22 protein-coding genes are annotated in these 22,802 nt (G+C 39.5%); 13 read left to right on the plus strand and 9 right to left on the minus strand.

The features are described 5' to 3' along the window. Positions 1–179: 179 nt before the first annotated feature. A complete protein-coding gene (locus MQE36_RS03920; protein WP_242937869.1) occupies positions 180–950 on the plus strand; it encodes a patatin-like phospholipase family protein in 771 nt (256 codons plus the stop codon). On the opposite strand, the gene MQE36_RS03925 is transcribed toward MQE36_RS03920, so the two are convergent. Next, on the minus strand, positions 947–1,876 hold the full coding sequence (locus tag MQE36_RS03925; RefSeq protein ID WP_242937870.1) for a ketopantoate reductase family protein: 930 nt from the start codon (positions 1,874–1,876) through the stop codon (positions 947–949). The genes MQE36_RS03920 and MQE36_RS03925 overlap by 4 nt on opposite strands. 66 nt (positions 1,877–1,942) lie before the next feature. On the opposite strand from MQE36_RS03925, the gene MQE36_RS03930 reads away from it, so the two are divergent. From MQE36_RS03930 to MQE36_RS03950, 5 genes are all read left to right on the plus strand, one after another. Beyond that, entirely contained in the window at positions 1,943–2,821 is an 879-nt protein-coding gene (locus MQE36_RS03930) for a cell division protein FtsX (RefSeq protein ID WP_242937871.1), read from the plus strand. 9 nt (positions 2,822–2,830) lie between these two features. Beyond that, positions 2,831–3,106 carry a DUF3098 domain-containing protein gene (locus MQE36_RS03935; RefSeq protein ID WP_242937872.1) on the plus strand — a complete coding sequence of 92 codons (276 nt, stop codon included), beginning with the start codon at positions 2,831–2,833 and terminating at the stop codon, positions 3,104–3,106. 16 nt (positions 3,107–3,122) lie between these two features. After that, positions 3,123–3,920 carry an undecaprenyl-diphosphate phosphatase gene (locus tag MQE36_RS03940; RefSeq protein ID WP_242937873.1) on the plus strand — a complete coding sequence of 266 codons (798 nt, stop codon included), beginning with the start codon at positions 3,123–3,125 and terminating at the stop codon, positions 3,918–3,920. A 1-nt stretch (position 3,921) separates the two neighbouring features. After that, the gene (gene truB / locus MQE36_RS03945) at positions 3,922–4,611 is read left to right on the plus strand and encodes a tRNA pseudouridine(55) synthase TruB (RefSeq protein ID WP_242937874.1); all 690 of its coding nucleotides are present in this window, start codon (positions 3,922–3,924) and stop codon (positions 4,609–4,611) included. 75 nt (positions 4,612–4,686) lie between these two features. Next, positions 4,687–5,376, plus strand: coding sequence for a hypothetical protein (locus tag MQE36_RS03950; RefSeq protein WP_242937875.1), 690 nt, complete (start codon positions 4,687–4,689; stop codon positions 5,374–5,376). Here the strand turns inward: MQE36_RS03950 and MQE36_RS03955 are convergent. Next, positions 5,341–5,970, minus strand: coding sequence for a thioredoxin family protein (locus MQE36_RS03955; protein ID WP_242937876.1), 630 nt, complete (start codon positions 5,968–5,970; stop codon positions 5,341–5,343). The genes MQE36_RS03950 and MQE36_RS03955 overlap by 36 nt on opposite strands. A 254-nt stretch (positions 5,971–6,224) precedes the next feature. On the opposite strand from MQE36_RS03955, the gene MQE36_RS03960 reads away from it, so the two are divergent. Then, complete coding sequence (locus tag MQE36_RS03960; RefSeq protein WP_242937877.1) at positions 6,225–6,794, plus strand: DNA-3-methyladenine glycosylase I; 570 nt, start codon at positions 6,225–6,227, stop codon at positions 6,792–6,794. Here the strand turns inward: MQE36_RS03960 and aat are convergent. The 3 genes from aat to MQE36_RS03975 form a co-directional block, all read right to left on the minus strand. Beyond that, positions 6,784–7,431: a leucyl/phenylalanyl-tRNA--protein transferase gene (gene aat / locus MQE36_RS03965; RefSeq protein ID WP_423242476.1), complete on the minus strand. Its 648-nt coding sequence runs from the start codon at positions 7,429–7,431 to the stop codon at positions 6,784–6,786. The genes MQE36_RS03960 and aat overlap by 11 nt on opposite strands. 614 nt (positions 7,432–8,045) lie before the next feature. Continuing rightward, positions 8,046–8,423: a DUF3127 domain-containing protein gene (locus tag MQE36_RS03970; RefSeq protein ID WP_242937878.1), complete on the minus strand. Its 378-nt coding sequence runs from the start codon at positions 8,421–8,423 to the stop codon at positions 8,046–8,048. Between the two features lie 8 nt (positions 8,424–8,431). Beyond that, positions 8,432–9,304, minus strand: coding sequence for a flavin reductase family protein (locus MQE36_RS03975; RefSeq protein WP_242937879.1), 873 nt, complete (start codon positions 9,302–9,304; stop codon positions 8,432–8,434). 117 nt (positions 9,305–9,421) lie between these two features. Between MQE36_RS03975 and MQE36_RS03980 the strand changes: the two genes are divergently transcribed. Both MQE36_RS03980 and MQE36_RS03985 read left to right on the plus strand, forming a co-directional pair. Continuing rightward, positions 9,422–10,579 (plus strand): sensor histidine kinase, encoded by a 1,158-nt coding sequence (locus tag MQE36_RS03980; protein ID WP_242937880.1) that lies wholly within the window; start codon positions 9,422–9,424, stop codon positions 10,577–10,579. Positions 10,580–10,585: 6 nt separating this feature from the next. Beyond that, positions 10,586–10,942, plus strand: coding sequence for a hypothetical protein (locus tag MQE36_RS03985; protein ID WP_242937881.1), 357 nt, complete (start codon positions 10,586–10,588; stop codon positions 10,940–10,942). On the opposite strand, the gene MQE36_RS03990 is transcribed toward MQE36_RS03985, so the two are convergent. Together MQE36_RS03990 and greA are read right to left on the minus strand one after the other, a co-directional pair. Beyond that, positions 10,929–11,324, minus strand: coding sequence for an HIT family protein (locus MQE36_RS03990; protein WP_242937882.1), 396 nt, complete (start codon positions 11,322–11,324; stop codon positions 10,929–10,931). The genes MQE36_RS03985 and MQE36_RS03990 overlap by 14 nt on opposite strands. An 80-nt stretch (positions 11,325–11,404) precedes the next feature. Next, positions 11,405–11,878, minus strand: a complete 474-nt coding sequence (gene greA / locus MQE36_RS03995; RefSeq protein ID WP_242937883.1) for a transcription elongation factor GreA — start codon at positions 11,876–11,878, stop codon at positions 11,405–11,407. A gap of 114 nt (positions 11,879–11,992) precedes the next feature. Here greA and MQE36_RS04000 point away from each other — a divergent pair, with 114 nt between their 5' ends. Both MQE36_RS04000 and MQE36_RS04005 read left to right on the plus strand, forming a co-directional pair. Further along, complete coding sequence (locus tag MQE36_RS04000) at positions 11,993–12,433, plus strand: Rieske (2Fe-2S) protein (protein WP_242937884.1); 441 nt, start codon at positions 11,993–11,995, stop codon at positions 12,431–12,433. Positions 12,434–12,570: 137 nt separating this feature from the next. Beyond that, on the plus strand, positions 12,571–13,662 hold the full coding sequence (locus MQE36_RS04005; protein WP_242937885.1) for a family 20 glycosylhydrolase: 1,092 nt from the start codon (positions 12,571–12,573) through the stop codon (positions 13,660–13,662). A 210-nt stretch (positions 13,663–13,872) separates the two neighbouring features. On the opposite strand, the gene MQE36_RS04010 is transcribed toward MQE36_RS04005, so the two are convergent. Further along, positions 13,873–16,086: a TonB-dependent receptor gene (locus tag MQE36_RS04010; protein WP_242937886.1), complete on the minus strand. Its 2,214-nt coding sequence runs from the start codon at positions 16,084–16,086 to the stop codon at positions 13,873–13,875. A 314-nt stretch (positions 16,087–16,400) separates the two neighbouring features. On the opposite strand from MQE36_RS04010, the gene MQE36_RS04015 reads away from it, so the two are divergent. Then, positions 16,401–18,854: a hybrid sensor histidine kinase/response regulator gene (locus MQE36_RS04015; protein ID WP_242937887.1), complete on the plus strand. Its 2,454-nt coding sequence runs from the start codon at positions 16,401–16,403 to the stop codon at positions 18,852–18,854. A gap of 118 nt (positions 18,855–18,972) precedes the next feature. Next, positions 18,973–21,444 (plus strand): hybrid sensor histidine kinase/response regulator, encoded by a 2,472-nt coding sequence (locus MQE36_RS04020; RefSeq protein ID WP_242937888.1) that lies wholly within the window; start codon positions 18,973–18,975, stop codon positions 21,442–21,444. Here MQE36_RS04020 and MQE36_RS04025 read toward each other — a convergent pair. Next, a complete protein-coding gene (locus MQE36_RS04025) occupies positions 21,437–22,774 on the minus strand; it encodes a sigma-54-dependent transcriptional regulator (RefSeq protein WP_242937889.1) in 1,338 nt (445 codons plus the stop codon). The two genes, MQE36_RS04020 and MQE36_RS04025, sit on opposite strands and share 8 nt — an antisense overlap. Positions 22,775–22,802 lie beyond the last annotated feature (28 nt).

Genomic DNA, 22,802 nt, shown 5'->3' on the forward strand with positions numbered 1-22,802 from the left:
GTTTCAACATTTGCAGCAATACTCAAGAAAACGATAAAAATTCTTACTTTTACTCGATCATCGAGATTTAAATTACTTCATTCTATGAAGTACAGGGATACAATGAAATATTTTTAAGCTTTTTTACTTTACTTTCTAAACCATTATCTTGAAAGCGTATTATTTAAACCCAAAATAACATGCCTGACAAAAAAATTGGAATAGTTCTCTCGGGCGGGGGTGTAAAAGCCCTGGCCCATGTTGGCTTTTTAAAGGCTCTTGCTGAACATGGCATTCATCCGGCAGCACTGTCGGGAACCAGCGGGGGAGCGTTGGTTGCCGCCCTTTATGCTTCCGGCTACCGGCACGATGAGATGATTGCCTTTTTTAAAGAAACTCCTGTTTTTAAGTTCTCATTATTTGCCATGAACAAACCGGGGATTATGGACAGCGCCAAATACCATCTTCTATTCAAGAAATATTTCAGGAAAGACACTTTTGAAGAGCTTGATATCCCGATAACTATAACGGCTACGAATATTACAACAGGAAGGGTTGCGTTTTTTAATTCGGGGGAACTCATTAAGCCTCTTATCGCTTCTTCCGCATTGCCTCCTTACTTTTCGCCTATTGAGATCAATGGTGACCTATACTCTGACGGGGGTATCTTAAACAACTTTCCGATCGCCCCGCTTCAAAGAGATTGCGATGCCATTTTAGGCAGTTTTGTAAACCCAATACGGAAAGTAGAAAAAAGCGAAGTGAACACGACCCTGAAACTGATTCAACGTGTTTATCACATCGGTATGGATGCCCTTTACTACAATAAATTTAAAAGCTGTAATTATGTCTTTATCCCTGACGACATAGAAAAAATCAGCGTTTTAGACACTAAAATGATCGAGAAGGCTTTTACCTTAGGATACGACCATGCCATGAAAGAAATGGAGGTTATCCTGGGAACCCTCTAATATTTGCTTCTCGCTCTTTTTTCCTGAAGCAATAAAAGATTATAGATAAATTCATTGACCGGCACATCAACACCGTACTTTATAGCTTCACGAACTACATAACCGTTAAAATCTTCCAGTTCTGATGGCTTTCCTTCCATGATATCACGTTGCATCGAGGCTGTAGTATGCGGATCTTGTTTTGCAATCCCTTCAAAAACCGCATCGACATCCTTCTGGGTTAAATTTATCCCTTTTGCCCGGGCAAGAAGCAAAATTTCGCTGGCCGTTTGACGCATTATATCCATCACAAAAGGGTTTTCCCGCATACCCCCCATTTCAGACCTTGTTAATGCTCCAATCCCGCTGATGGTACAGATAAACAGAAATTTTTTCCAGACTGCGGCTCCGATGTCATCAGCTATCAGATTATCAAAACCTGCTTCGTCAAAAATCTTTTTAAGGTGTTGAATCCGTTCACTTTTTTCATTGTCCAGCTCTCCGAACATTACTTGCGGGTGAAATGCCTTATGCCTTATAACCCCGGGAGATTCTATAAAGCTGATAATCCTGCACAAACCACCTATCACGTGTTTCCCTCCGAGTACTTCCATTAACTTATCGGCATTATCTGCTCCATTCTGCAAGGGAAGAACCATCGTATTTTCTTCCAATATGGGTTTAATATCGCGTGCAACGTCACTTACCTGCCACGATTTCGTACATACCAGCACCAGATCCGGTGTTTCTATACTGCGGACATCGCTTGTTACACTATTCGGTGCCGCTACAAAATCGCCATAAATACTTTTCACCTGCAGTCCATTTTTTTGTATGGCCTCCAGATGTCTTCCCCTGGCTATGAAAGTGACCTTATGGTTGGTTTTTGCCAGTTTTCCGCCAAAATACCCTCCGACACCTCCAATTCCGTACACAACAATTTGCATGAGTTTAAGTTATAGTTTACGTATTAAAATTACTTTATTACTTTTACACCAGCAATTATATTTATAATGAGCAATTCTTTTGAACGTTACCAAAAACGAAAGTTAATTTCATCATACTTTTCCGTAGTACTGAGTATTGCACTGGTATTATTCTTACTGGGCATGCTTGGCCTGCTCATTTTAAATACCAAAAAACTGGCCGATCATTTTAAAGAGCAGGTTGCCGTTACGGTATTTTTAAAGGATCAGGCAAAAGATGTTGAGATAAAACAGCTACAACAAAGCCTGGCTATGGCCAATTACACAAAATCAGCAGTATTTGTATCCAAAGAAGAGGCTGCCGAAAAACACAGCAAGGAAATTGGAGAGAACTTTATGGATTTTCTCGGGTACAACCCATTGCAAAATTCTATCGATGTACACTTAAAAGCTGTCTATGTACATCCGGACAGCTTACAAAACATAGCCGCCAGCCTAACGGAAAAAAATTACGTAGACGAAGTTTCATACGATCAACCGTTAATTTCATTACTGAACGACAATATCAAGCGGATCAGTTTCTGGATATTAATAGCCAGTGCCGTATTTACCTTAATTGCCGTATTACTCATTAACAGTTCCATCCGATTGTCGGTATATTCGAACCGTTTTATTATCAAAACCATGCAAATGGTAGGTGCAACCAAGGCGTTTATCAGGAAGCCGTTTATCTGGCGTAATGTCAAGCTTGGCATGGTGGGTGCCACTGTAGCTATTCTGGCCATGGCAGGAGTATTGTATTATGCAGATATAAAGCTACCACAACTCGATATTCTTGGCGATCCGGTATGGCTGGTCGTATTATTTATCGGGATTTTTATGATGAGCATTTTCATTACCACGATAAGCACCTTTATTGCCACACAACGTTTCCTTAATTTAAGAACTGATGATCTTTACTATTAAACTCATGTTATGAAAAAGAATCAACAAAAAGAAAATAAAAAACCTACACATGATTTTGTATTTCAAAAAAAGAACTACACCGTTATGTTTATCGGTTTAGCAGTAATCGCACTCGGTTTTATCCTGATGAGCGGTGGCGGCAGTGATGATCCGAATGTGTTTAACCCGGAAATTTTCAGTTTCCGAAGGATAAGACTGGCTCCAACCCTGATTTTAATCGGGTTTGCTATTGAGGCCTATGCTATTCTTTTAAATCCGGACAAGGAAAAGAAAAACACCAAATAGCCAGAAAAAAGCCTAAATGGATATAATTGACGCAATTATCCTTGGAATTATCCAGGGGTTGACAGAATTTTTACCGGTATCTTCCAGCGGACATCTGGAACTTGGAAAGTTTATTTTGGGTGATGACTCCATTCCGGAGGAAAGCCTCATTTTCACAATTGTTCTTCATTTTGCCACAGCATTAAGCACCATTGTCGTATTCAGAAAAGACGTTTTCGAAATTATAAGAGGATTATTCCAGTTCAAATGGAACAAGGAAACTGTTTTTTCACTGAAAATTATTGTTTCCATGATTCCGGCGGTATTTGTCGGGTTGTTTTTTGAGGAACAGCTTGAGCAACTTTTTGGCGAGAACATTCAGCTGGTAGGTTTTATGCTTATGGTAACCGCATTGTTACTATTTCTGGCAGACCGCGCAAAAGACACTTCAAAAAATGTAACCTACAGCAACGCCTTTATTATCGGGATCTCACAGGCTATTGCCATGCTTCCCGGAATATCGAGAAGCGGCGCCACTATTTCGAGTTCGGTACTATTAGGGATTGATAAAACCAAAGCTGCACGTTTTTCATTCCTCATGGTAGTGCCTTTGATCTTTGGAAGCATTTGCAAAGAAATAGGATCTGGCGCTATCACCTATGACTCACAACAGTTTACACCGCTTGCGATCGGGTTTGTAGCTGCTTTTATTTCAGGCTTGCTAGCCTGCACCTGGATGATTAAATTAGTAAAAAGCAGCAAACTCACCTATTTCGCCGTTTATTGTTTGCTCGTAGGTGCGGCAGCCATTGTTTACTCTTTTTATAACAGTTGATATGTATTCGCTAGAAGAGCTCAAAGAAGGAAAGATCCTGTTGATCGACAAGCCCCTGGAATGGAGTTCGTTTCAGGCAGTAAATAAATTGAAATGGGCCATACTTAAAAAATTCAAGATCAAGAAGATCAAGATCGGACATGCAGGAACACTCGATCCGCTGGCTACCGGATTATTGGTTATTTGCGTTGGTAAATTCACTAAGAAAATTCCCGAGCTGCAAGGACAAATAAAAGAATATACAGGTACGTTCACCATAGGCGCCACCACACCGTCATACGACCTCGAAACCGGGATAGACAAAACATATCCAACCGAACATATCTCCGAAGAACTTGTTCTGAAAACCACCCGAAAATTTATTGGAAAAATAGAACAGGTACCTCCTGTATTCTCAGCCTTAAAAAAAGACGGAAAAAGGCTGTATGAATTTGCAAGGGAAGGGAAGGATGTAAAAATAAATCCGCGTGTTGTTGAAGTCTCGGAATTTGAAATCACAAATATCCGTTTCCCTGAAATTCATTTCAGGGTTGTATGCAGTAAAGGCACCTACATTCGCTCTTTGGCATACGATTTCGGGAAGGCCTTGAATTCAGGCGCCTATTTATCTGCACTGCGGAGAACCAAAATAGGTGAATTTAACGTAGATAAAGCAATAGCACCCGAGGCATTTGCCGAAAGTTTACAATAGAGTTTTCTATTTTTCTTTTATATTTAGGGTGAAGAAATTGTGATCATGAGCCCCAACAATAAACAATTATCATTAATGATTTCATTCTTCATATTGGCCCTGCTGGTATTGACTTTGTACAATATACGTTTACGGGGACAACAGGAGGATGAAATACGCTATGAAATGGTGTATGAGGAAGAAATTCCCGAAGAATTCAAAGAAGAACTCAAGAATGATTTAGCAGAACTTGAAACCCATGAAGCTCATAACGAGGCTGAAGATGAGATAAAAAGCAGGTTTGACGAGGAATTAGAAGAACTCAAAACCCTTGAAGAACTGCGGCAGGAACAACATGAAACTGACGGGGAGGAAAGTCCCGAGGAACTAAATGATCTTGCACTTAATAACAGCACTGCCAAGTACAGAGAAAAGCTTAAAGAGCAGCGTCAAAAAATGGCGGAACTCAATAAGAAGTCCTCCGAGAACAAAGATATCAATATTAAAAGAAGGACAACCATCTCCTATTCTTTAAAAGGCCGTACGAAAGTGATCATCCCCAACCCCGTATATACCTGTGACAGTTTTGGGAAAGTAGTGGTTAATGTAAAAGTTGACGCCTATGGCAATGTAACAGAAGCTACCTATAACAAGGCCAGTTCGACTACTACAAACGGGTGCTTAATAGATAATGCCATCAATTACGCTTTGAAAGCCCGGTTTAACAAGGACCTGCAAAAACCAGACCAACTAGGAACCATTACTTACCAGTTCCAGGGGGAGTAATTCAATCAACTCTTCAGAGATTGCCTGGCCCTTATCTTTATTATACCAGACTTGGAGGTTCTGCTTTAATTCCGGGGTAATTTTCCCGAACTTTTCCTTGTAATCCGATACCATCCGGGTTGCGGGTTTAGGGCGTGGCCCCCAGGTGCCGGTCACATCAGAGTTCATATCGTCTATAACTATTAATTTAGGGATCGACTTTCCTCCATTGGTTAAAAACATATTCATCAGATCTTCATGCTGATCCCTAAACACAATTTCCAATCGGATTTTATCGGTTTGCTCAGCTATTTTATTCATTATTGGCAATGCATGAGCAGCATCACCACACCAGCTCTCCGTTAAGACCAGCCATGTTACAGGTCGTTCTAGATTTTTAAGGGCCGACAACGTATCATCAGATATTTTTATTGTTTTATCCCATCGCTTCATACGCCTTTCATTGAGAACGGTGTATTCGGACATTTGCTCATTTTGTTGCGGGGCACTTGATCTGCCTTCAGAAGCCAGCGACGCTACCAGCTCTCTATACTTACTATATGAAACAGCCTGTGTCAGGCTGTCTTCAATTGTTTTATTTACCGTTATTTCCATACTCATGCAAAATAAATACATCTGACACGAATAAAAGCTAACATTTATCAGCTTTTGCCCGATCGTCGATATTTTAATGTTTCATCCCGGTATTACCAGGATGTGCCTAAACATCTCATTCGTTTTTCCAATGTATGCTTCACAGGCTTTCGTACAAAGAAATATCTTGGACGTTTTTCCCACATGAAACTTACACCGGTTTCATAATTGGAAAAAAGTAGTATTTTTAGGATTGTAAAGAAAAACAGCATATAATGCAGAAAAATCGTTGCGGTTGGTGTATAGGAGATGAACTCTACGAGGAATATCATGATACGGAATGGGGTGTTCCTGTATATGATGATGCCACTTTGTTTGAGTTTCTGACCCTGGAAACCTTTCAGGCGGGTTTAAGCTGGATAACCGTTTTAAGGAAAAGAGAAAATTTCAGGACGGCTTTCGATAGTTTCGATTATAAAAAAATTGCCCGGTACACTGAAAAGAAAACAGAGGCGTTATTGAAAGATCCCGGTATTATAAGAAACAAACTTAAAGTTAAAGCTACTGTAACAAACGCTCAAGCTTTTATAAAAGTTCAGGAAGAATTCGGTTGTTTCAGTGATTACATATGGAGTTTTGTTAACGGAAAGCCGATTAAAAACAAACTTGCACATTACAAGGACGCTCCTGCCAATACATTGTTATCAGATAAAATCAGTAAAGACCTGAAAAAACGCGGTTTCAAGTTTGTGGGCTCTACTGTCATCTATGCACATATGCAAGCCACAGGAATGGTAAACGATCATGAGGTCGGATGTTTCAGGTACAACGAAGTTACCCCTTAACAGCTTGTATTATTTTAAGAAACTCATTGCGTGGGATTTCAACCGCTCCCAAACTTGCAAGATGATCGGTGTACACCTGACAATCTATTAGTTTATAGTTTTTTTTCCTGAGATGTTTGACCAGCGTTATAAAGCCGGCCTTCGATGCATTGCTCTCCCTGGCAAACATGCTTTCACCGCAAAAAACGTCTCCAAGATCTACTCCGTATACTCCACCGACAAGGCTTTCATCTTTCCAGACCTCAACAGACATGGCATAACCAAGCTCATATAATTTCATATAAGCTTTTTTCATGTCTTCCGTGATCCAGGTATCATCCTGACCTGTCCTTCGCATGGACGCGCAGTTATTAATAACCCCTTCAAAATCCTTATTAAAAGTCACTTTAAAAACATTCTTCTTAAGAATACTCCTCATGCTTTTGGATACTTTTAAATCTTCAGGATACAGCACCATTCTTGGATCCGGACACCACCAGAGAATTACGGAACCTTCATCAAACCACGGAAAGATGCCATTCTTATATGCATAAACCAGACGTTCATGTGAAAGGTCTCCGCCAAAAGCCAGCAATCCTTCAGAAGTCGCTTCTTCAGGATCAGGAAATTCTATTTTTTCACTTAAGGATCGTATCATTACCGGTTAAACTTTCTGCAATTTCTTAAAAAACCATAAAAAAATCATTTTTATATTGTTTTTACAGAAAAAAATACTCACATTTGTTAACACCTTTACATTCTGTTAATATTATTTTCATCATTGCTTTTTGAGTTTGATGTAAAGGTAAACCTAAAACCACAACACTTAATCCCGCTATCTTTGGCGGGATTTTTTTATTCTGGCAACTCTCTTTCCCTGCTTTGTTTGCTGAAAACCTTAAGATTTAGTGTATCACCCAGATTCTAATACCAAAAGCTTGCACCTTACAATGGTTACAAATCCATGAAAACTAAAAAATGATTGTTTTCAGACGGTTATATTCCGGGAGACAGTAAGGGTTTAAAACAAAAAGAGGCCGTCTAAAAAGTCCCAGAAGTGCCCTTCCGAATTCATTTCAGGATTTCATCGCGTTGATTTTAAACCTGTGCGACATTCTGAAACGGGTTCAGGTTGTAAAAAAAGCCTTTTAGATGGTCTCTTTTGTTTATTTACTCGATCATCGAGATTTAAATGCTCCGACGCTTGCCCTTATGAAATAGTCCTGACGGAATTTCATTGGGCTTGCCCCGAGGTAGTTTACTTCCTTTACATTAGAAAGGAAGATCGTCGAAATCTTCTTCTTTAAAATCATTCGCGGGCTCAAAAGCATCTGCCGGCGGCACAGGAGGAAGATCCGGAGCTTGTTGCTGCTGCTCTATATTCTCTATTCTCCATCCCTGAATCGAATTAAAATACTTGGTTTCGCCTTGTGGGTTCACCCATTCCCTTCCTCTCAGGTTTATACTTACTTTTACCATTTGTCCTACATTGAAGCTATTGAGCAGATCGGTTTTATCCTGCACAAATTCAACCATAATGTGTTGTGGATATTGTTCTTCTGTGGTAACAACCAATTCTCTTTTTCTAAAACCGTTATTTCCAAAGGTCTTAGTTTCGTCAATCATTTTAATTCTTCCTTGTATTTCCATTATATCTGTTATTTTGCAAGTAACACTTTCCATGCAGAAAGCACATCGTTTTTATTTAAATATTCCTGAGACCGCTTATGAAGGTCTTCTTCTGTCATCTTATCCAAGGTACCATTTAATTCTGGAGTAGCAGTTATAAAGGCCTTTATTTCCTCATTTGAAGGCAGGACTTCTACATTCCCCAGTTTCCCAAGATCATTTCCCGTAAGCACCTTACTCAGTCTTATTTGTTCAGGCAACTGGTCGACGCCTATCCCCAGGGTCGATAAAGGCTTAGGCACTTCAAAAAGCCCTTCCCGTAAGCTGCCATACCAATTTCCCCCTAACCTACTCACCAAATCTATTTTATACTGATCTATTTTACCTTCTGCATTCAATACCTGCTCATTTATATGTAACTTAACCACTTCACATAAGATCAGGTTTCCTGCGCCTCCTTCAGCTCCTAATTCAATAATCTCCCTGATCTTACATTCAAACTGTACCGGCGACTCAGCTACCCTGAAAGGCTTCACCTCATCGGAAGGAAGCATTGTTAACCCTGCTTTTTCAAATTCATTAACCCCTTCAGGATATTCGGTACTTGATAGCGACATCTGCTGTACAATATCGAAATTAACCACGTTGATAACCATTTCACGGGTTTCCTTTGCATTTTCGAAAGTATGTTTGGTCGTATTATCCCGCACTCTCCTGTTTGGCGATACAATCATTACCGGAGGGTTGGAACTGAATACATTAAAAAAGCTAAAAGGTGATAAATTAGGACGGCCATCAGCATCTATTGTACTGGCAAAAGCAATTGGCCTCGGAGCAACTGCTCCCAGCATATAACCATGTAATTGAGCCGTAGGGGTATCTTTAGGATTGATTGATAGCATGTGCGTAATTTTCAGCAAAAATAGCCAATCTGCCAGAGCCTGAAAAATGTTTGATCCGGCAAAACAATAAATTTAACCGTTTTACTTTATATTTATGTTGTAAAGTTTTTTACGTATATGGATTATAGCGATCAAAAAAGTACAACTCGCTGGATATTGATTGCAGCTTCGTTTATTATTACGTCGTTGATTTTATGGAATACCTATATATTCTTTCAACGGTTTAAGGAGGAGGAAGAAGCTAAAATGAGGGTCTGGGCTGCCGCTTATGCAGAATTTATTCAAACTGAAGACCTGAATAAAGATTTAGGCAATCTTACCCTGGAAGTACTGAGGAGTAACAACTCCACCCCCATGATATACCTCAAGGCCGACGGGGAAATGGAACCGCGGAATCTCGATTCTGAAAAGTCTAAGGACACGCTATACCTTCAAAGAAAAATCAATGAATTCGGACAAGAGAACATCTCCATAAGGATCTCCTATAAAGATAAGTTTATGGGAACTCTTTATTACGGAAATTCAGACCTTCTAAGAAAGCTTAAATATTACCCTATAGCACTTTTACTGGTATTCTTCCTTTTCGGAACGGTTGTATATTTTTATTATAAAACCAATAAAATGTCGGAACAAAATAAGCTTTGGGCCGGCATGGCAAAAGAAACCGCCCACCAGATAGGAACTCCTCTTTCATCTTTGCTCGGGTGGACTGAATTCCTGAAAAACGAAAATGTAGACCCCACTATCATAACCGAGATAGAAAAAGACATCAGCAGACTACATACGATCACCGAGAGATTTTCCAAAATAGGTTCCGTTCCTGATTTAGAGCTTTTAGATATTGTGGAGGCCACTAAAAAAAGTTACGACTACCTAAAAGCACGTAGCTCCGATTTAATCGAATTTCAGTTTAAGGCTCCGGATAAAGAATTAATTTCCCTGGTGAATCTCCAACTTTTCAGCTGGACCATTGAGAATCTTGTGAAAAATGCTATTGATGCCATGAAGGGAAGGGGATTGCTGACCATTGAAGTCGCTGATGACAAAAACAGTGTAAAGATCAATATCACAGATACCGGAAAAGGCATTCCCAAACATTTATTTACTAAAATATTTGAGCCCGGGTTTACCACTAAAAAAAGAGGTTGGGGATTAGGACTCTCACTGGTAAAACGAATTATAGAAGACTACCACAAGGGCAAGGTCAGGGTTTTATCTTCGGAGACCGACAGAGGCTCTACCATTCAAATAGTTTTAAAAAAAGAACATAACTAAACACTAATGGAACCAAGTAAAAAGAAACTTAACCAATTTACATTAGCCAATAACTGTCCTGAATGTTATGCCCAGGATGCCATGATTTTAACCTTTTACCAGAAACGTGTTAAAAACAGTATTTACGAAAAGGTATCTAAGCAAACAGGGCATTCCATCCTTTGTCAAAAATGCAAACAAACGATTTATCCTGTTAAATGGACGGAAGACATAGAACGTGTATATAACTTCTATCTTAAGACATTAACTCCGGAGCCTTCTTTAAAACTGACCAAACTGGGATTATTCCTGATCATCTTTATTGTTTTACTAATTGCAGGACTCCTCATTTTCTGGCCTCAGCAGGCAGTTAACCTTCAATAGCGGCGCTTATCTCGGAAGCTGTCCTGACAAACTCATCCGGACTCATACTTGCTTTGTCTTGGAAAGTAGCATTTTTCATTTCATTCAATGGAATCAGATGCACGTGTACATGAGGTACTTCCAGCCCGATAACCGTCATCCCGACCCGCTTACAATCTATTACCTTTTCAATCGCCTTTGCAACCTTTCTCGAAAAAGCCATTAATTCTATATATGTTTCCTCATCGAGATCGAAAATCTTATCCACTTCCTTTTTAGGGATACACAGTGTATGCCCCTTTGCATTGGGGTTTATATCCAGGAATGCTAAAAATTTTTCGTCTTCAGCCACCTTGTGGCATGGTATTTCCCCATTTATGATCTTTGTAAATATTGTAGCCATTCTATTGATTTTTGAAGTGTGTTAAAATTAAAAAATCCTTTCCTGAACAGAAAGGATTTTTCAAGCCTGAGCCTGTTTTTTTATCGGGTTATTTCCAATATTTCAAAATTAAGTTTCCCGTTCGGAACCTGTACTTCGGCAATCTCCCCTACTTTTTTCCCCAACAGGCCTTTACCGATAGGAGAGCTTACGGATATCTTACCACTTTTTAAATCAGCTTCACTTTCAGCCACCAAAGTATACTTCATTTCCATACCATTAGCCTGATTTTTTATTCTAACTGTAGAAAGCACCAACACTTTTGAGGTATCCAGCTGACTCTCATCTATAAGCCTGGCATTGGCAACCGTTTCTTCTAATTTAGAAATACGCATTTCTAAAAGGCCCTGCGCTTCTTTTGCCGCATCGTATTCGGCATTTTCAGAGAGATCTCCCTTATCCCTGGCATCGGCAATAGCCTGAGATGCTTTAGGACGCTCAACACTTTTTAAGTGCTCTAATTCTTCTTTTAATTTTTTTAACCCTTCTGCTGTGTAATATGATACGTTACTCATAACTTCATCGTTTATAAATAGAAAAAATCCCCTTCATTCCAAAGAGGATTTAGACAAATATACAAAATTTTATTGAAGTTTGTTTTTATCGTATTTTGCAAAAAAAATTGGAAAATGAGAAAGATAATATTCCTTGTGGTTACACTTTTTATACTGGCCTGCAGTAGTGATTCCGGCAACCGAAACCCGTACTTGCCCGAAGCCGGTTTTTCATTCGAGGTCAATCTCAACCTTCCTTTATATGGAAGTCTTGCAACACCCGGAAATGCCATCTATATAGGAAACCAGGGGGTCGGAATAAGAGGGGTATTTGTTTATAACGCAGGTTTTGGGCAGTTTTTTGCCTGGGAGGCAAGCTGTCCCAATCATTCTCCTAGTAGCTGCTCTACCATGAGCATTATTAACGGAAACATGTGTAAGTGTTCATGTGAAGACTATGAATACAGTTTAGTGAACGGCACTTTACTATCAGAGCCACCCTCAGGAGGGAAAATACATGAGCTTTTGATCTACAAAGTAACTGTTCAGGAAAACATTATAACCGTATTTAACTAAAATCAATTACCGACAAGCCTTTGGAAAGTCGCTGATTGTTACTACTTTAGTAAACCACCTCGGGGCAAGCCCACGAGAGGGTCGAGTGCCGGAGCATGAAACCTCGGTTATCGGGTAACTAATCAATCTCAGAAATTTTGAAAACCATAAAGCACCTCTTTTTTTGTTTGTCGTTTATTCTTTTTACAAATACTTACAGCCAGGACATCCTTCCTGTTAAAGGTCTTTGCATTGCAGCACCCCATAGAGATCATGTAAATGAATTTGTCAGGTTCATCGACAATGAACTGGGCCCTGGCGGAATAAACACCCTGATCCTTAGGATAGATTTTAATTACGCCTACAAATCGAGGCCGGAGCTGAGGGGAGACAATCCACTCACTCAAACGGACATTCGAAAATTAGTTGATGTTTGTAAAAAACATCAGATAAACCTGATTCCCCAGATAAATTTGCTGGGACATCAATCCTGGGCTGAAAAAACGAACAAACTGCTGGAAGTTTACCCGGAATTTGATGAAACACCCAATATTAAAGTCCCGAAAACATACGAATGGCCCAATGCAGACGGGCTTTATTGCAAAAGCTACTGTCCGCTTCATCCAGAAGTCCATAAAGTTGTATTCGCCTTGGTTGATGAGATCATTGAAGCTTTTGAAGCTTCATCATTCCATGCCGGAATGGATGAAGTATTCTACCTGGCCCATCCGGATTGTAAGCGGTGTAGCGGAAAAGATCCTGCCAAGCTATTTGCTGACGAAGTAAATAAGATAAGCAACTATCTTTCTCATAAAAACATCCGCCTGTGGATTTGGGGAGACCGGCTGATCGATGGTAAAACAACCGGTATCGGCATGTGGGAAGCCAGCATGAACAATACTGCCCGGGCTGTCGACCTGATAGACACATCCGTGATGATCTGCGACTGGCATTACGAAAAAGCTTTGCCGACTGCTACATTATTTGCCATGAAAGGTTTTGATGTCCTGACATGCCCCTGGCGTAATCCGGAGGTGACCAGAAAACAGGTGGAAATGACCTACCTGCTCCGGGAGAACTCCAACGGGATTATGAAAGATCATTATCAGGGCATACTGCAAACGATATGGTCTTCTGCCAAAAACTTCATGGAGGAATATTACGACAAGAAAAGTCATCGTAAAAAACAAGGACAGGCGGCCTCTTTTACATCAATGATATCGGCCATAAAAAAGCACGAAGCAAAATAAAAAGGGGTGTCTAAAAAGTCTTTCTGAATACTGAATATCAAGTTGGGCGTGGTCGAAACCTATTGACAATCAACTACTATTGGTCCTCGATAGCTTCGCCAGGCACTTTCAATGAAAATATATTTTCATTTCAGTAATGCTCGAACTGATAACTTTCATTCCTTTTTAGACAGCCCTTTTTTAACTTCCAGCCACATCTGGTTACTAACCCTAAAACCTAAATGTGGCCCCTACAAGGAAGTTTATTCCTGCCTGGGGATAATACCCGGCTCCCTCTATGGTTGTTACCTGACCCGGATTACTCCAGTCGTCGTTATAGGTATAAAAATATCCGTTTGAAATATACTTTTCGTCGAAGATATTGTTCACCAACCCCGTTAGTACGATCGAGTCGATAAATGAATTCGCCTGGATTTCATACTGAACATTAAAATCATTTACGAAATAACCTGAAAGCTTAGACCCAACGGCATCAATATTACCCATGTACTGCTCGGAAACATACTTGGAAAGCAACGATATCTGCAAATTACTGACAGGGATGTATGTAAATATGTTAGACCCCACAAAGTTGGGGGAATAAGCAATGTTTGTATTGCCCAGATCAGCCAGTTCTCCATCTCTTTCAAAATAAAAGTCGACATTTTTGTTCGTACTTAATGCTATATTCGGACGAATGATGAATTTGCTGTTCAATACGATCGTAGCATCGGCTTCGACTCCCAGTCTGTAACTATCTCCAATATTTTTTCGAAGCGGGGCACCAACATCATTAAGCGCTCCTGTTAGTACCAGTTGATCTTTATATCGCATATAATAAGCATTCAGGTTCCATTTAACCCCTGCCGATTTGTGTCTCCACCCCAATTCAAAATCATTCAGCTTTTCCGGTCTGGGATTTCCATTCTCATAATCATTCCTGTTAGGCTCCCTGTGTGCTCTCGCATATGAAAAATACAGATCGTTGGCATGATCAAGGTTATAAGTCACACCAGCCTTCGGGTTAAAAAAATCAAAATCATCGTTTACTAATCCTGTTTCATCTCCATTAGCTTTGTACGTAACCCTTCTGTATTGCAAATCACTATAAAAGCTAAGCTCACCGGTAAGCATAAAACTGGCTTTTCCGTATACATTCAAATCTGTTTTCACAGAGCTATCGTCATAATAACGATCGCGTATTTCACTATTCGATGCATATTTGGCCCAAATAACCTCACCAAAATGATCGCCTTCATATTTATTCCATGCTCCTCCCAAGATCAAATCAACGCCGTTGTTTTGATAGTTGGCAGAAAAAGTGGTTCCGTAAAAATCATTGTCTAACCATCTTCTCCTGATGAGGTCGGTAGTATTAATTTCACCATCGGCTGTTGCAATGGGTTCCAGGTTGTAATCCTCGAAAGATTCGTCTTCTTTATACTGTTCGAAATAACCTCTGCCATAGGTATAATGCAATGCCAAATTGGTGCTCCAGTTGCTGTCCCATTTTTCATTCCAGTGTAATTGGGTGTGGTCTTGTTTATAATCATCTACTTCATTATCGTAAAACCTGACATTGTTATCTTCATCAAAATACAATCCTGCTGAATTAAAACGTCTGTTTTCTTCCAGCATATTTTCATTCAATCCGACACTTGCCAAATAAGACGGATCTATGCCATTCCATGCCTGATAGGTAACTTCATGCCCGCCAAACACCAATGCTTTTATAAGGGTTCGGTCGTTTACGTAAGCTCCTTGCAGAAAATATGACTTCAGGTCAGATTCGGCCCTATCGATATAACCATCAGAAGCTACAGCCGATAAACGTCCGGAAATCTCAATATGATCATTCAACAGTCCGGTACTGAATTTAACAGTATGCTTCCTCGTATTAAAGCTTCCATAAGAATTAGACAACTCGCCATAAGCATCTTCAGAAACAGCATCTGTTAATACGTTTAAACTGGCTCCAAAGGCACCTGCTCCGTTTGTCGATGTTCCAACCCCTCTTTGTAGTTGTAAATTTTCGGTCGACGAGGCAAAATCAGGCATATTGACCCAAAAAGTACCCTGGGATTCCGCATCATTATACGGAATCCCGTTAATGGTAACGTTTACACGGGTAGCGTCGCTACCCCTCACCCTGATGCCTGTATAACCCACTCCTGCCCCGGCATCTGAAGTGGTTACAACCGACGGCAGGTAATTCATCAGTGATGGGATATCCTGTCCAAGATTCCTTTTCTTAATGTCTTTTTTGTTTAAGTTGGAGAATGTGACAGGGACTTCCGAGGTGACCCGAACAGCCGATACCAACACTTCATCTAGTGCTATCGGCACTTCCTTTTCTCCGATAGAATCTTTCTTTTTTTCAGCCTGAGCGTTAGCGAAAGTAACACTCAAAAAAAATAACATAACGTAACTAGCACACTGTTTCATTCATAAAGTTTTACGAATAAAAGGGGATTATTCTTAAGTTAAGAAACGATTTGATTACATTTTTTCTTGTAAATAATAAATTTCTGTACTACTTTTAAGAAAACAAACTTTTAACAAGTGTTCCTTAATGCAGTGTTTTGTTCCTAAACAGCATTATCTGTTCCAGGTTCAACGGGTATGATCTCAGCTAGTCTTTCTTTATATAAAAAAGATATAAGCACCCCCTTATGAGATGCTGCAAAGTTAAAAACTTAAATCGAAAGACCGCCCCGTTTTTCAGATTTGTCAGATGAACCTATTTATGAACCGGCAATATGAATTTTTTAAAAAGTAAGATAAGCCTAAAGGTCTTTATCAGTTATATTCTCCTCTGTCTGCTTTCGTTTGCCGTTGGTGTCATCATCTATAGTGAATTTCAAGACTATTTACGGTTGCAGAAGAACAATGCCGCCGACCAGAATAAGGTTTTCAGGGTAGGGCACGTCTTAAGCTTGATGTACGAGAACGAAAGTATGGCCAGGCAAGCTATTCAGGATGGTTCTCAAGATTCGTATAATGAGTATCTGGCAAAGAACGATCAGCTATCCGCCGGGATCGATTCTTTAAAAATATTACTTCATTCAAAACAGCAAGTCCAATTATTAGACAGTGTAAAAACACTTATCGCGCAAAAAGGGGAGAATATACTCGCCCTAAAGACGTTAAAATCGGCCAATGAAACCAATGAATCTATTGATAATGCCATACAACGGTTAAATAAAATGGGGACTTCGACAGGCAAATACACTCTTAATGACTTTGTCCCTAATCCCAGCTCTTTATATCCGGAAACACGAAAGGCATTAGAAAAATATATTGCCAACCTGAACAATACCTCTTCAAGGAACGGCAATATTAACAGGGAGACAGTTAACTCTATCCTTAATGCCTCTACCAAAATATTAAAAGAATTAAAGCAAAGCTCCAGTGATCAGTTGTCTTCAGTTTCTTTCCAGGAACGAAAGTTAATAGCCAATGACCTGATGATCTCCCGTCAGATCCAACGAATCTTGTCTGAAGTGGAATCAGATGCTCTGCAACATGCGAAGAAAGTAAATACCTCGCGTGAGATCGCCATGGAAAAAAGTCAGGATGTCTTTGCTGTCGCCTCCGTCATCGGAGCCATCCTGGTTGTTTTATTTACCGTAATCATTTTAAACGATTTCCTGAAAATTCAAAAGTTCAAAAAAGAACTGGAGCTATCGAACAACTACACCAAGACACTACTGAAAAGCCGTGAACACCTTATTAAGATGGTGAGTCACGACCTGAGATCCCCGCTAAGCAATATTCTTGGATATAGTGATCTTTTAAAAACAGCCACAACAAAATCAAAACGAGATTCTTATGTCGATAAAATAAAGGGTGCTTCAAGCTATATGACCAGGCTCGTAGAAGATCTTTTGGACTATACCAAGCTGGATGCCGGAAAAATAAAGCCCAAAAAAGATGACTTTAACCTTGCTGCCGTAATAAACGAGATCAGCCAAAGCGTACAACAGCAACATAGTAACAAACCTATAAGCCTCAGTGTCATAACAGATAATGCCCTAAACCGTAATATCATAAGTGATTCACATAGGATTCGTCAGATTCTAAACAACCTTATCAGCAATGCATTTAAATATACTGAAGATGGCTTTGTGAAGGTCAATGCCTCCATTTCTGATCAGGATACTTTCGAAAAAGCAGTCTTGATCACTGTTAAGGATTCGGGGGTTGGGATCGAAAAAGAAAAGCAGGAACTGATCTTTAATGAGTTTACTCAAATTGAAGAAAGCGGTATCACTCAAAATGGTTTTGGACTCGGACTCTCCATTACGAAAAAACTGGTTGATATTCTGAACGGAGAACTCACTTTTACCAGTCAAAAAAATATCGGCAGTATCTTCTCGGTTAAAATTCCTGTTGAACTATCGGAAACAACCGTTCCGGAGTCTATTTTTAAAAATAACAAGACAGTTAAACTAACTAAAAATAAAAAAAGTGACCTTCGGGCAATCGTTATTGAAGACGATGACCCTCTAAGGATATTGATTGAAGAAATTTTTAACACCGCAGGTATAAAAGTTAAAAGTTTTAAAAACGGGGATGAGGCGTTAAAGGCGATTGAAAGTTTTCCTTTTGACTTTATCACAACCGATATCCAACTGCCGCAGATGAATGGCTTCGATATTCTGGAGGCCATAAAAAATATTGACAGTTATAGCGGAGAACCTGTAATTGCCCTTACGGGAAGAAAAGATTTCGACAAAGAGTACTATCTTTCAAAAGGATTTTCTGAAGTAATCTTTAAACCTTTTACACCTGAAACTTTACTTAAGACTATAAAAGCCTTATTCCCTGTCCATAAGGTTAAAAGGTCTGCAGCCACTAAACCCGTTTCGTTAAACCCTGCCAACGAAAACTATAGCATTCAAACTTTGGAACGTTATATTACAGACACTGAATCATTAAAAAATGTACTGACAATCTTTATAGAAGACTCTCATAAAAATACAGAACTACTAACCCAATATGTCATAGACAAAGATATTGAAGGAATCAATGAAACCAGTCACAAAATGCTGGGCATGTTCAAACAAATAGAAGCTTATCGAGTGGTTCCGATCCTCTCTCAACTTGAAGCAACTAAAACCTACGAAGAAACCATCTTAAAAAACATCGTCTATATCCTTAATAAACATATCAATGAAATTGTCGAGGATATAAAGCTTAAAATCGTATAGACAGCTGTTTTTTATCATCCCGAATACTTTTTAACACTTTTTTGAGTTTATCTAAGTGCTACCAACTCTTTTTCAACGTAAATAATCATATTTATTTGGTTGATGATTAATTTTGAAAATGGATTTTTCTAAAAGTAAAATTACTCTTAAGGTTCTGATCAGCTATATTGTACTCGGAGTACTCTCATTTATAGTAGGCCATTTCGTTTTTGCGGAAATTGATGCATATACGCAATTACAAAAAGATAATGCAGCTGATCAGAATAAGATCTTACATGTGGGTAAGGTTTTGAGCCTGATTTACGAAAATGACGGCCTGGCCAGAACAGCCATTCAATCTAAATCATGGGAACCTTTTGATGAATACAAAACCATGAACGATAGCTTGAATATTGAAATAGATTCTTTAAGCCTCTTGCTCAACACCAAAGATCAAACATACTTACTCGACAGTATTAAAATCCTTATTTCCAAAAAAGAAAGCAATATACAAAGCCTCAAAACCCTAAAATCTCAAGACACCACCGAAGCCATTATCTTAAGAACCCTTGACAAACTTCGCTCTATGGAATCTTCTTTAGGAAGGCTTACCATAAAAGATTTTGTCAGCAATCCGGAAAATTTGGATTCCAGAACCAAGGGTGCCCTGGATAAATACATTGCCTATTTAAACGAAAATGCACCAAAAGATACCAGCAATACCATTAATGAAAAAACCCTGGATTCTGTATTTAAAGCTTCAACCAAAGCCTTAGAAGAGCTGCAAACCAGTTCTTCTAAACAACAAGCATCTATCGTCCGTCAGGAAAATAAACTCATCGCCAACGACCTGTTGATTTCCCAACAAATCAGAAAGATACTATCTGCGGTTGAAGAAGAGGTCATTGCTTATTCGAATGAGATATCCCTGCAAAGAAAAACAGCTATCGACAGAAGTAAAGATATCATAACATGGGCTGCTATAGCGGGTATCGGACTTATTATTCTTTTTTCTGTTCTGATATTAAATGACTTCTGGAAGAGTCAACGTTATCGGAAAGAGCTGGAAAAAACCACTAAAAAGGCCCAGTTACTGGCCAACACCAGAGAACAATTGGTAAACATGGTTAGCCATGACCTCAGATCGCCGCTGAGTACCATTGTAGGTTATGGAGAGTTATTGCAAAAATCGCTACAGAACAAAAAAAAAAGCGTCCATTACATCAACAAAATAAAGAACTCTTCTGCGTACATGAATCGCCTGGTCGAAGATTTACTTGACTATTCCAGACTGGAGGCCGGAAAAATCGCTTTAGAAGAAGTTAGTTTTAATCTGGATGCGGTTATCAGAGAAAGTGCTCAAAACACCCGGCAGCAATACAATAGCAAACCGATAGATCTTCACTTTGAAATCGACACTTCACTGAAGAATAATATAATTAGCGACCCCTACAGAATAAAACAGATACTTCACAACTTAATAGGCAATGCTTATAAATTCACCGAGAAAGGTTCGGTAACAATCAAAGCATACATCGACAGGAATACCAAATATGGCAAGTCGCTCCTGTCTGTTGAGGTTATAGACACAGGGATTGGCATCAGGGAGGAAAATCAAGACCTGGTTTTTAGCGAATTCACTCAAGTTGATGAGGATATAAAGAAAAAGAAAAACGGTTACGGGCTCGGGTTAGCGATCTCCAAAAAGCTGGCTCAATTATTAAAAGGTGACCTGACCTTTACAAGTGAAGCCGGGACAGGCAGTTGTTTTAAACTGATTGTTCCCATAAGGTTTTCTGACAATATCCATAAAGAGAAAACTTCCGGCAGTAAAGAAGGGTTCGCTGTTCCGTTTTCTGAATTAAACCTCAAGGCCATAGTCATTGATGATGACGACACCTTACGTAGCCTAATAGCAGAAACCCTTTCTGCTAACAACTGTACCGTATACACCTGTAAAGATGGTACTGAAGCAATTGAACTTATCAGAGAGAAGGAATTCGACTTCATTATAACTGACATACAATTGCCTAAAATGAATGGTTTCCGGTTTGTTGAACTTTTGAAAAAAGAACTATTGACTGGTTCGGACAAGCCTATAATTGCCATAACCGGCAGGAAGGATATCGATAAGGCTTTCTACAGATCCAACGGATTTTCGGAAATTATATTTAAACCTTTTACATCGGATGAATTAATACAAAACATAGCTCCTTTTTTTGTTAAAGGACACAAAAAAAAGCAACAGCCCGATAACAACCCGGCGAATCGACAAGGCAAGAACCCCACGATCGATCTTAGGAGTTTAAAATCGTTTGTTCCTGATGAAGATTCACTCAAAGAAATCTTAAAGGTGTTTGTTCAGGATACAAAAAAGAACTTAACCCTGCTTGACACTGCCCTGAATACTCAAAACTTTGAACGTATTAAGGCTATCAGCCATAAAATGCTGACAATGTTTAAGCAACTTGAAGCACATGGGGTGACAACAATTTTACATTCATTGGAAAACACAGACTCCCGACATGAAAAAACAGTTGAAAGACAATTAGAATCTTTACATCAGGAAGTCCAAACAGTACTAGATGAGCTGGATAAAATAATTAATTGATATCATACTCCTTTAATTTGTTGTACAGGGTCTTCCGGGTAATTCTCAAGAGTTTTGCGGCCTGGGTTTTATTATTGGAAGCCTCTTTTAGTGCCCTTATAATCAGGTCTCTTTCGTGCTCTTTCGTTGAAAATTCAATCACTTTCTTTTCAGCATTACTAATTTCTACGGGCAAAACCTCCGGAGGAACGAATTCCGCTTGTGTCAGCAACACAGCTCTTTTTATCACATTTGAAAACTCCCGCAGGTTTCCGGGCCATCTGTACTTTTGAAAGCAGGTTATGGTTTCGTCGCTGAACCCTATAACATTTTTGTTCAGCTGTTCATTGGCCCGTTCAAGAAAGTAATCGGCAAACAGTAACAGGTCTTCTTTTCGGTCAGACAGGCTTGGAACGCCAATTGAAAATTCATTCAGACGATGGTACAGATCTTCCCTGAAATCACCGCGGTTTACGGCTTTCTGGAGGTCTTCATTGGTAGCTGTAACCAATCGTATATCTACATCGATCTCAATATTACTCCCGATAGGTTTAATTTTTCGTTCCTGTAATGCCCTTAAAAGCTGAATCTGATTTTCGTAAGAAAGATTTCCGACTTCATCCAGAAAAAGGGTACCCCCGTTAGCTGCTGCAAAATGTCCGGACTTATCATTTACAGCTCCAGTGAAAGACCCCTTCACATGCCCGAAAAATTCACTTGCGGCTATTTCTTTCGGAATCGCCCCGCAATCGACAGCGATAAAAGGTTGATCGCTCCTATGGCTATTCATATGGATCGCCTTGGCTACCACTTCTTTTCCTGTTCCGCTTTCACCAGTGACCAATACCGACATGTTGGTAGGTGCTACCAGTTTTATAAATTCATTTAATTTTTTGGATGCAGCGCTGATACCTTCCACAAAAGACGTACCCTCAGTATTTTTGCTTACAGGCTTCTCCTTTATTACCTTAGGAACCACCGCTTCATTTTCTTCTCCTTTTACAGCATTCTTTATAACGTTGAGAACCTCGTCCTGATTAAACGGCTTGGATATGTAATCAAAAGCCCCCAGCTTCATAGCCTGTACTGCCGAAGGCACCTCGGCATAGCCTGTCATCATAATAATCGGCAGGGAAGGATCCGTCTCTTTCATCTTTTCCAGCAATTCCAGACCACTTCCATCGGGCAACCTTAAATCCGTAAATATCAGATCGTATTTTTCCGCCTTTAACTTTGTAAATGCCTTTTCTATAGAATGCGCAATTTCAACCTGAAAATCCTTTCTTTTTAAAAAGCGTTCAAGCATTACTGAAAAACTAATATCGTCTTCAACTAACAGTATTGATATCATAAAATTCTGTAGCATTTGATAAGGTGTC

It is taken from the genome of Zhouia spongiae, assembly GCF_022760175.1.
Taxonomy (GTDB): Bacteria; Bacteroidota; Bacteroidia; order Flavobacteriales; family Flavobacteriaceae; genus Zhouia; species Zhouia spongiae.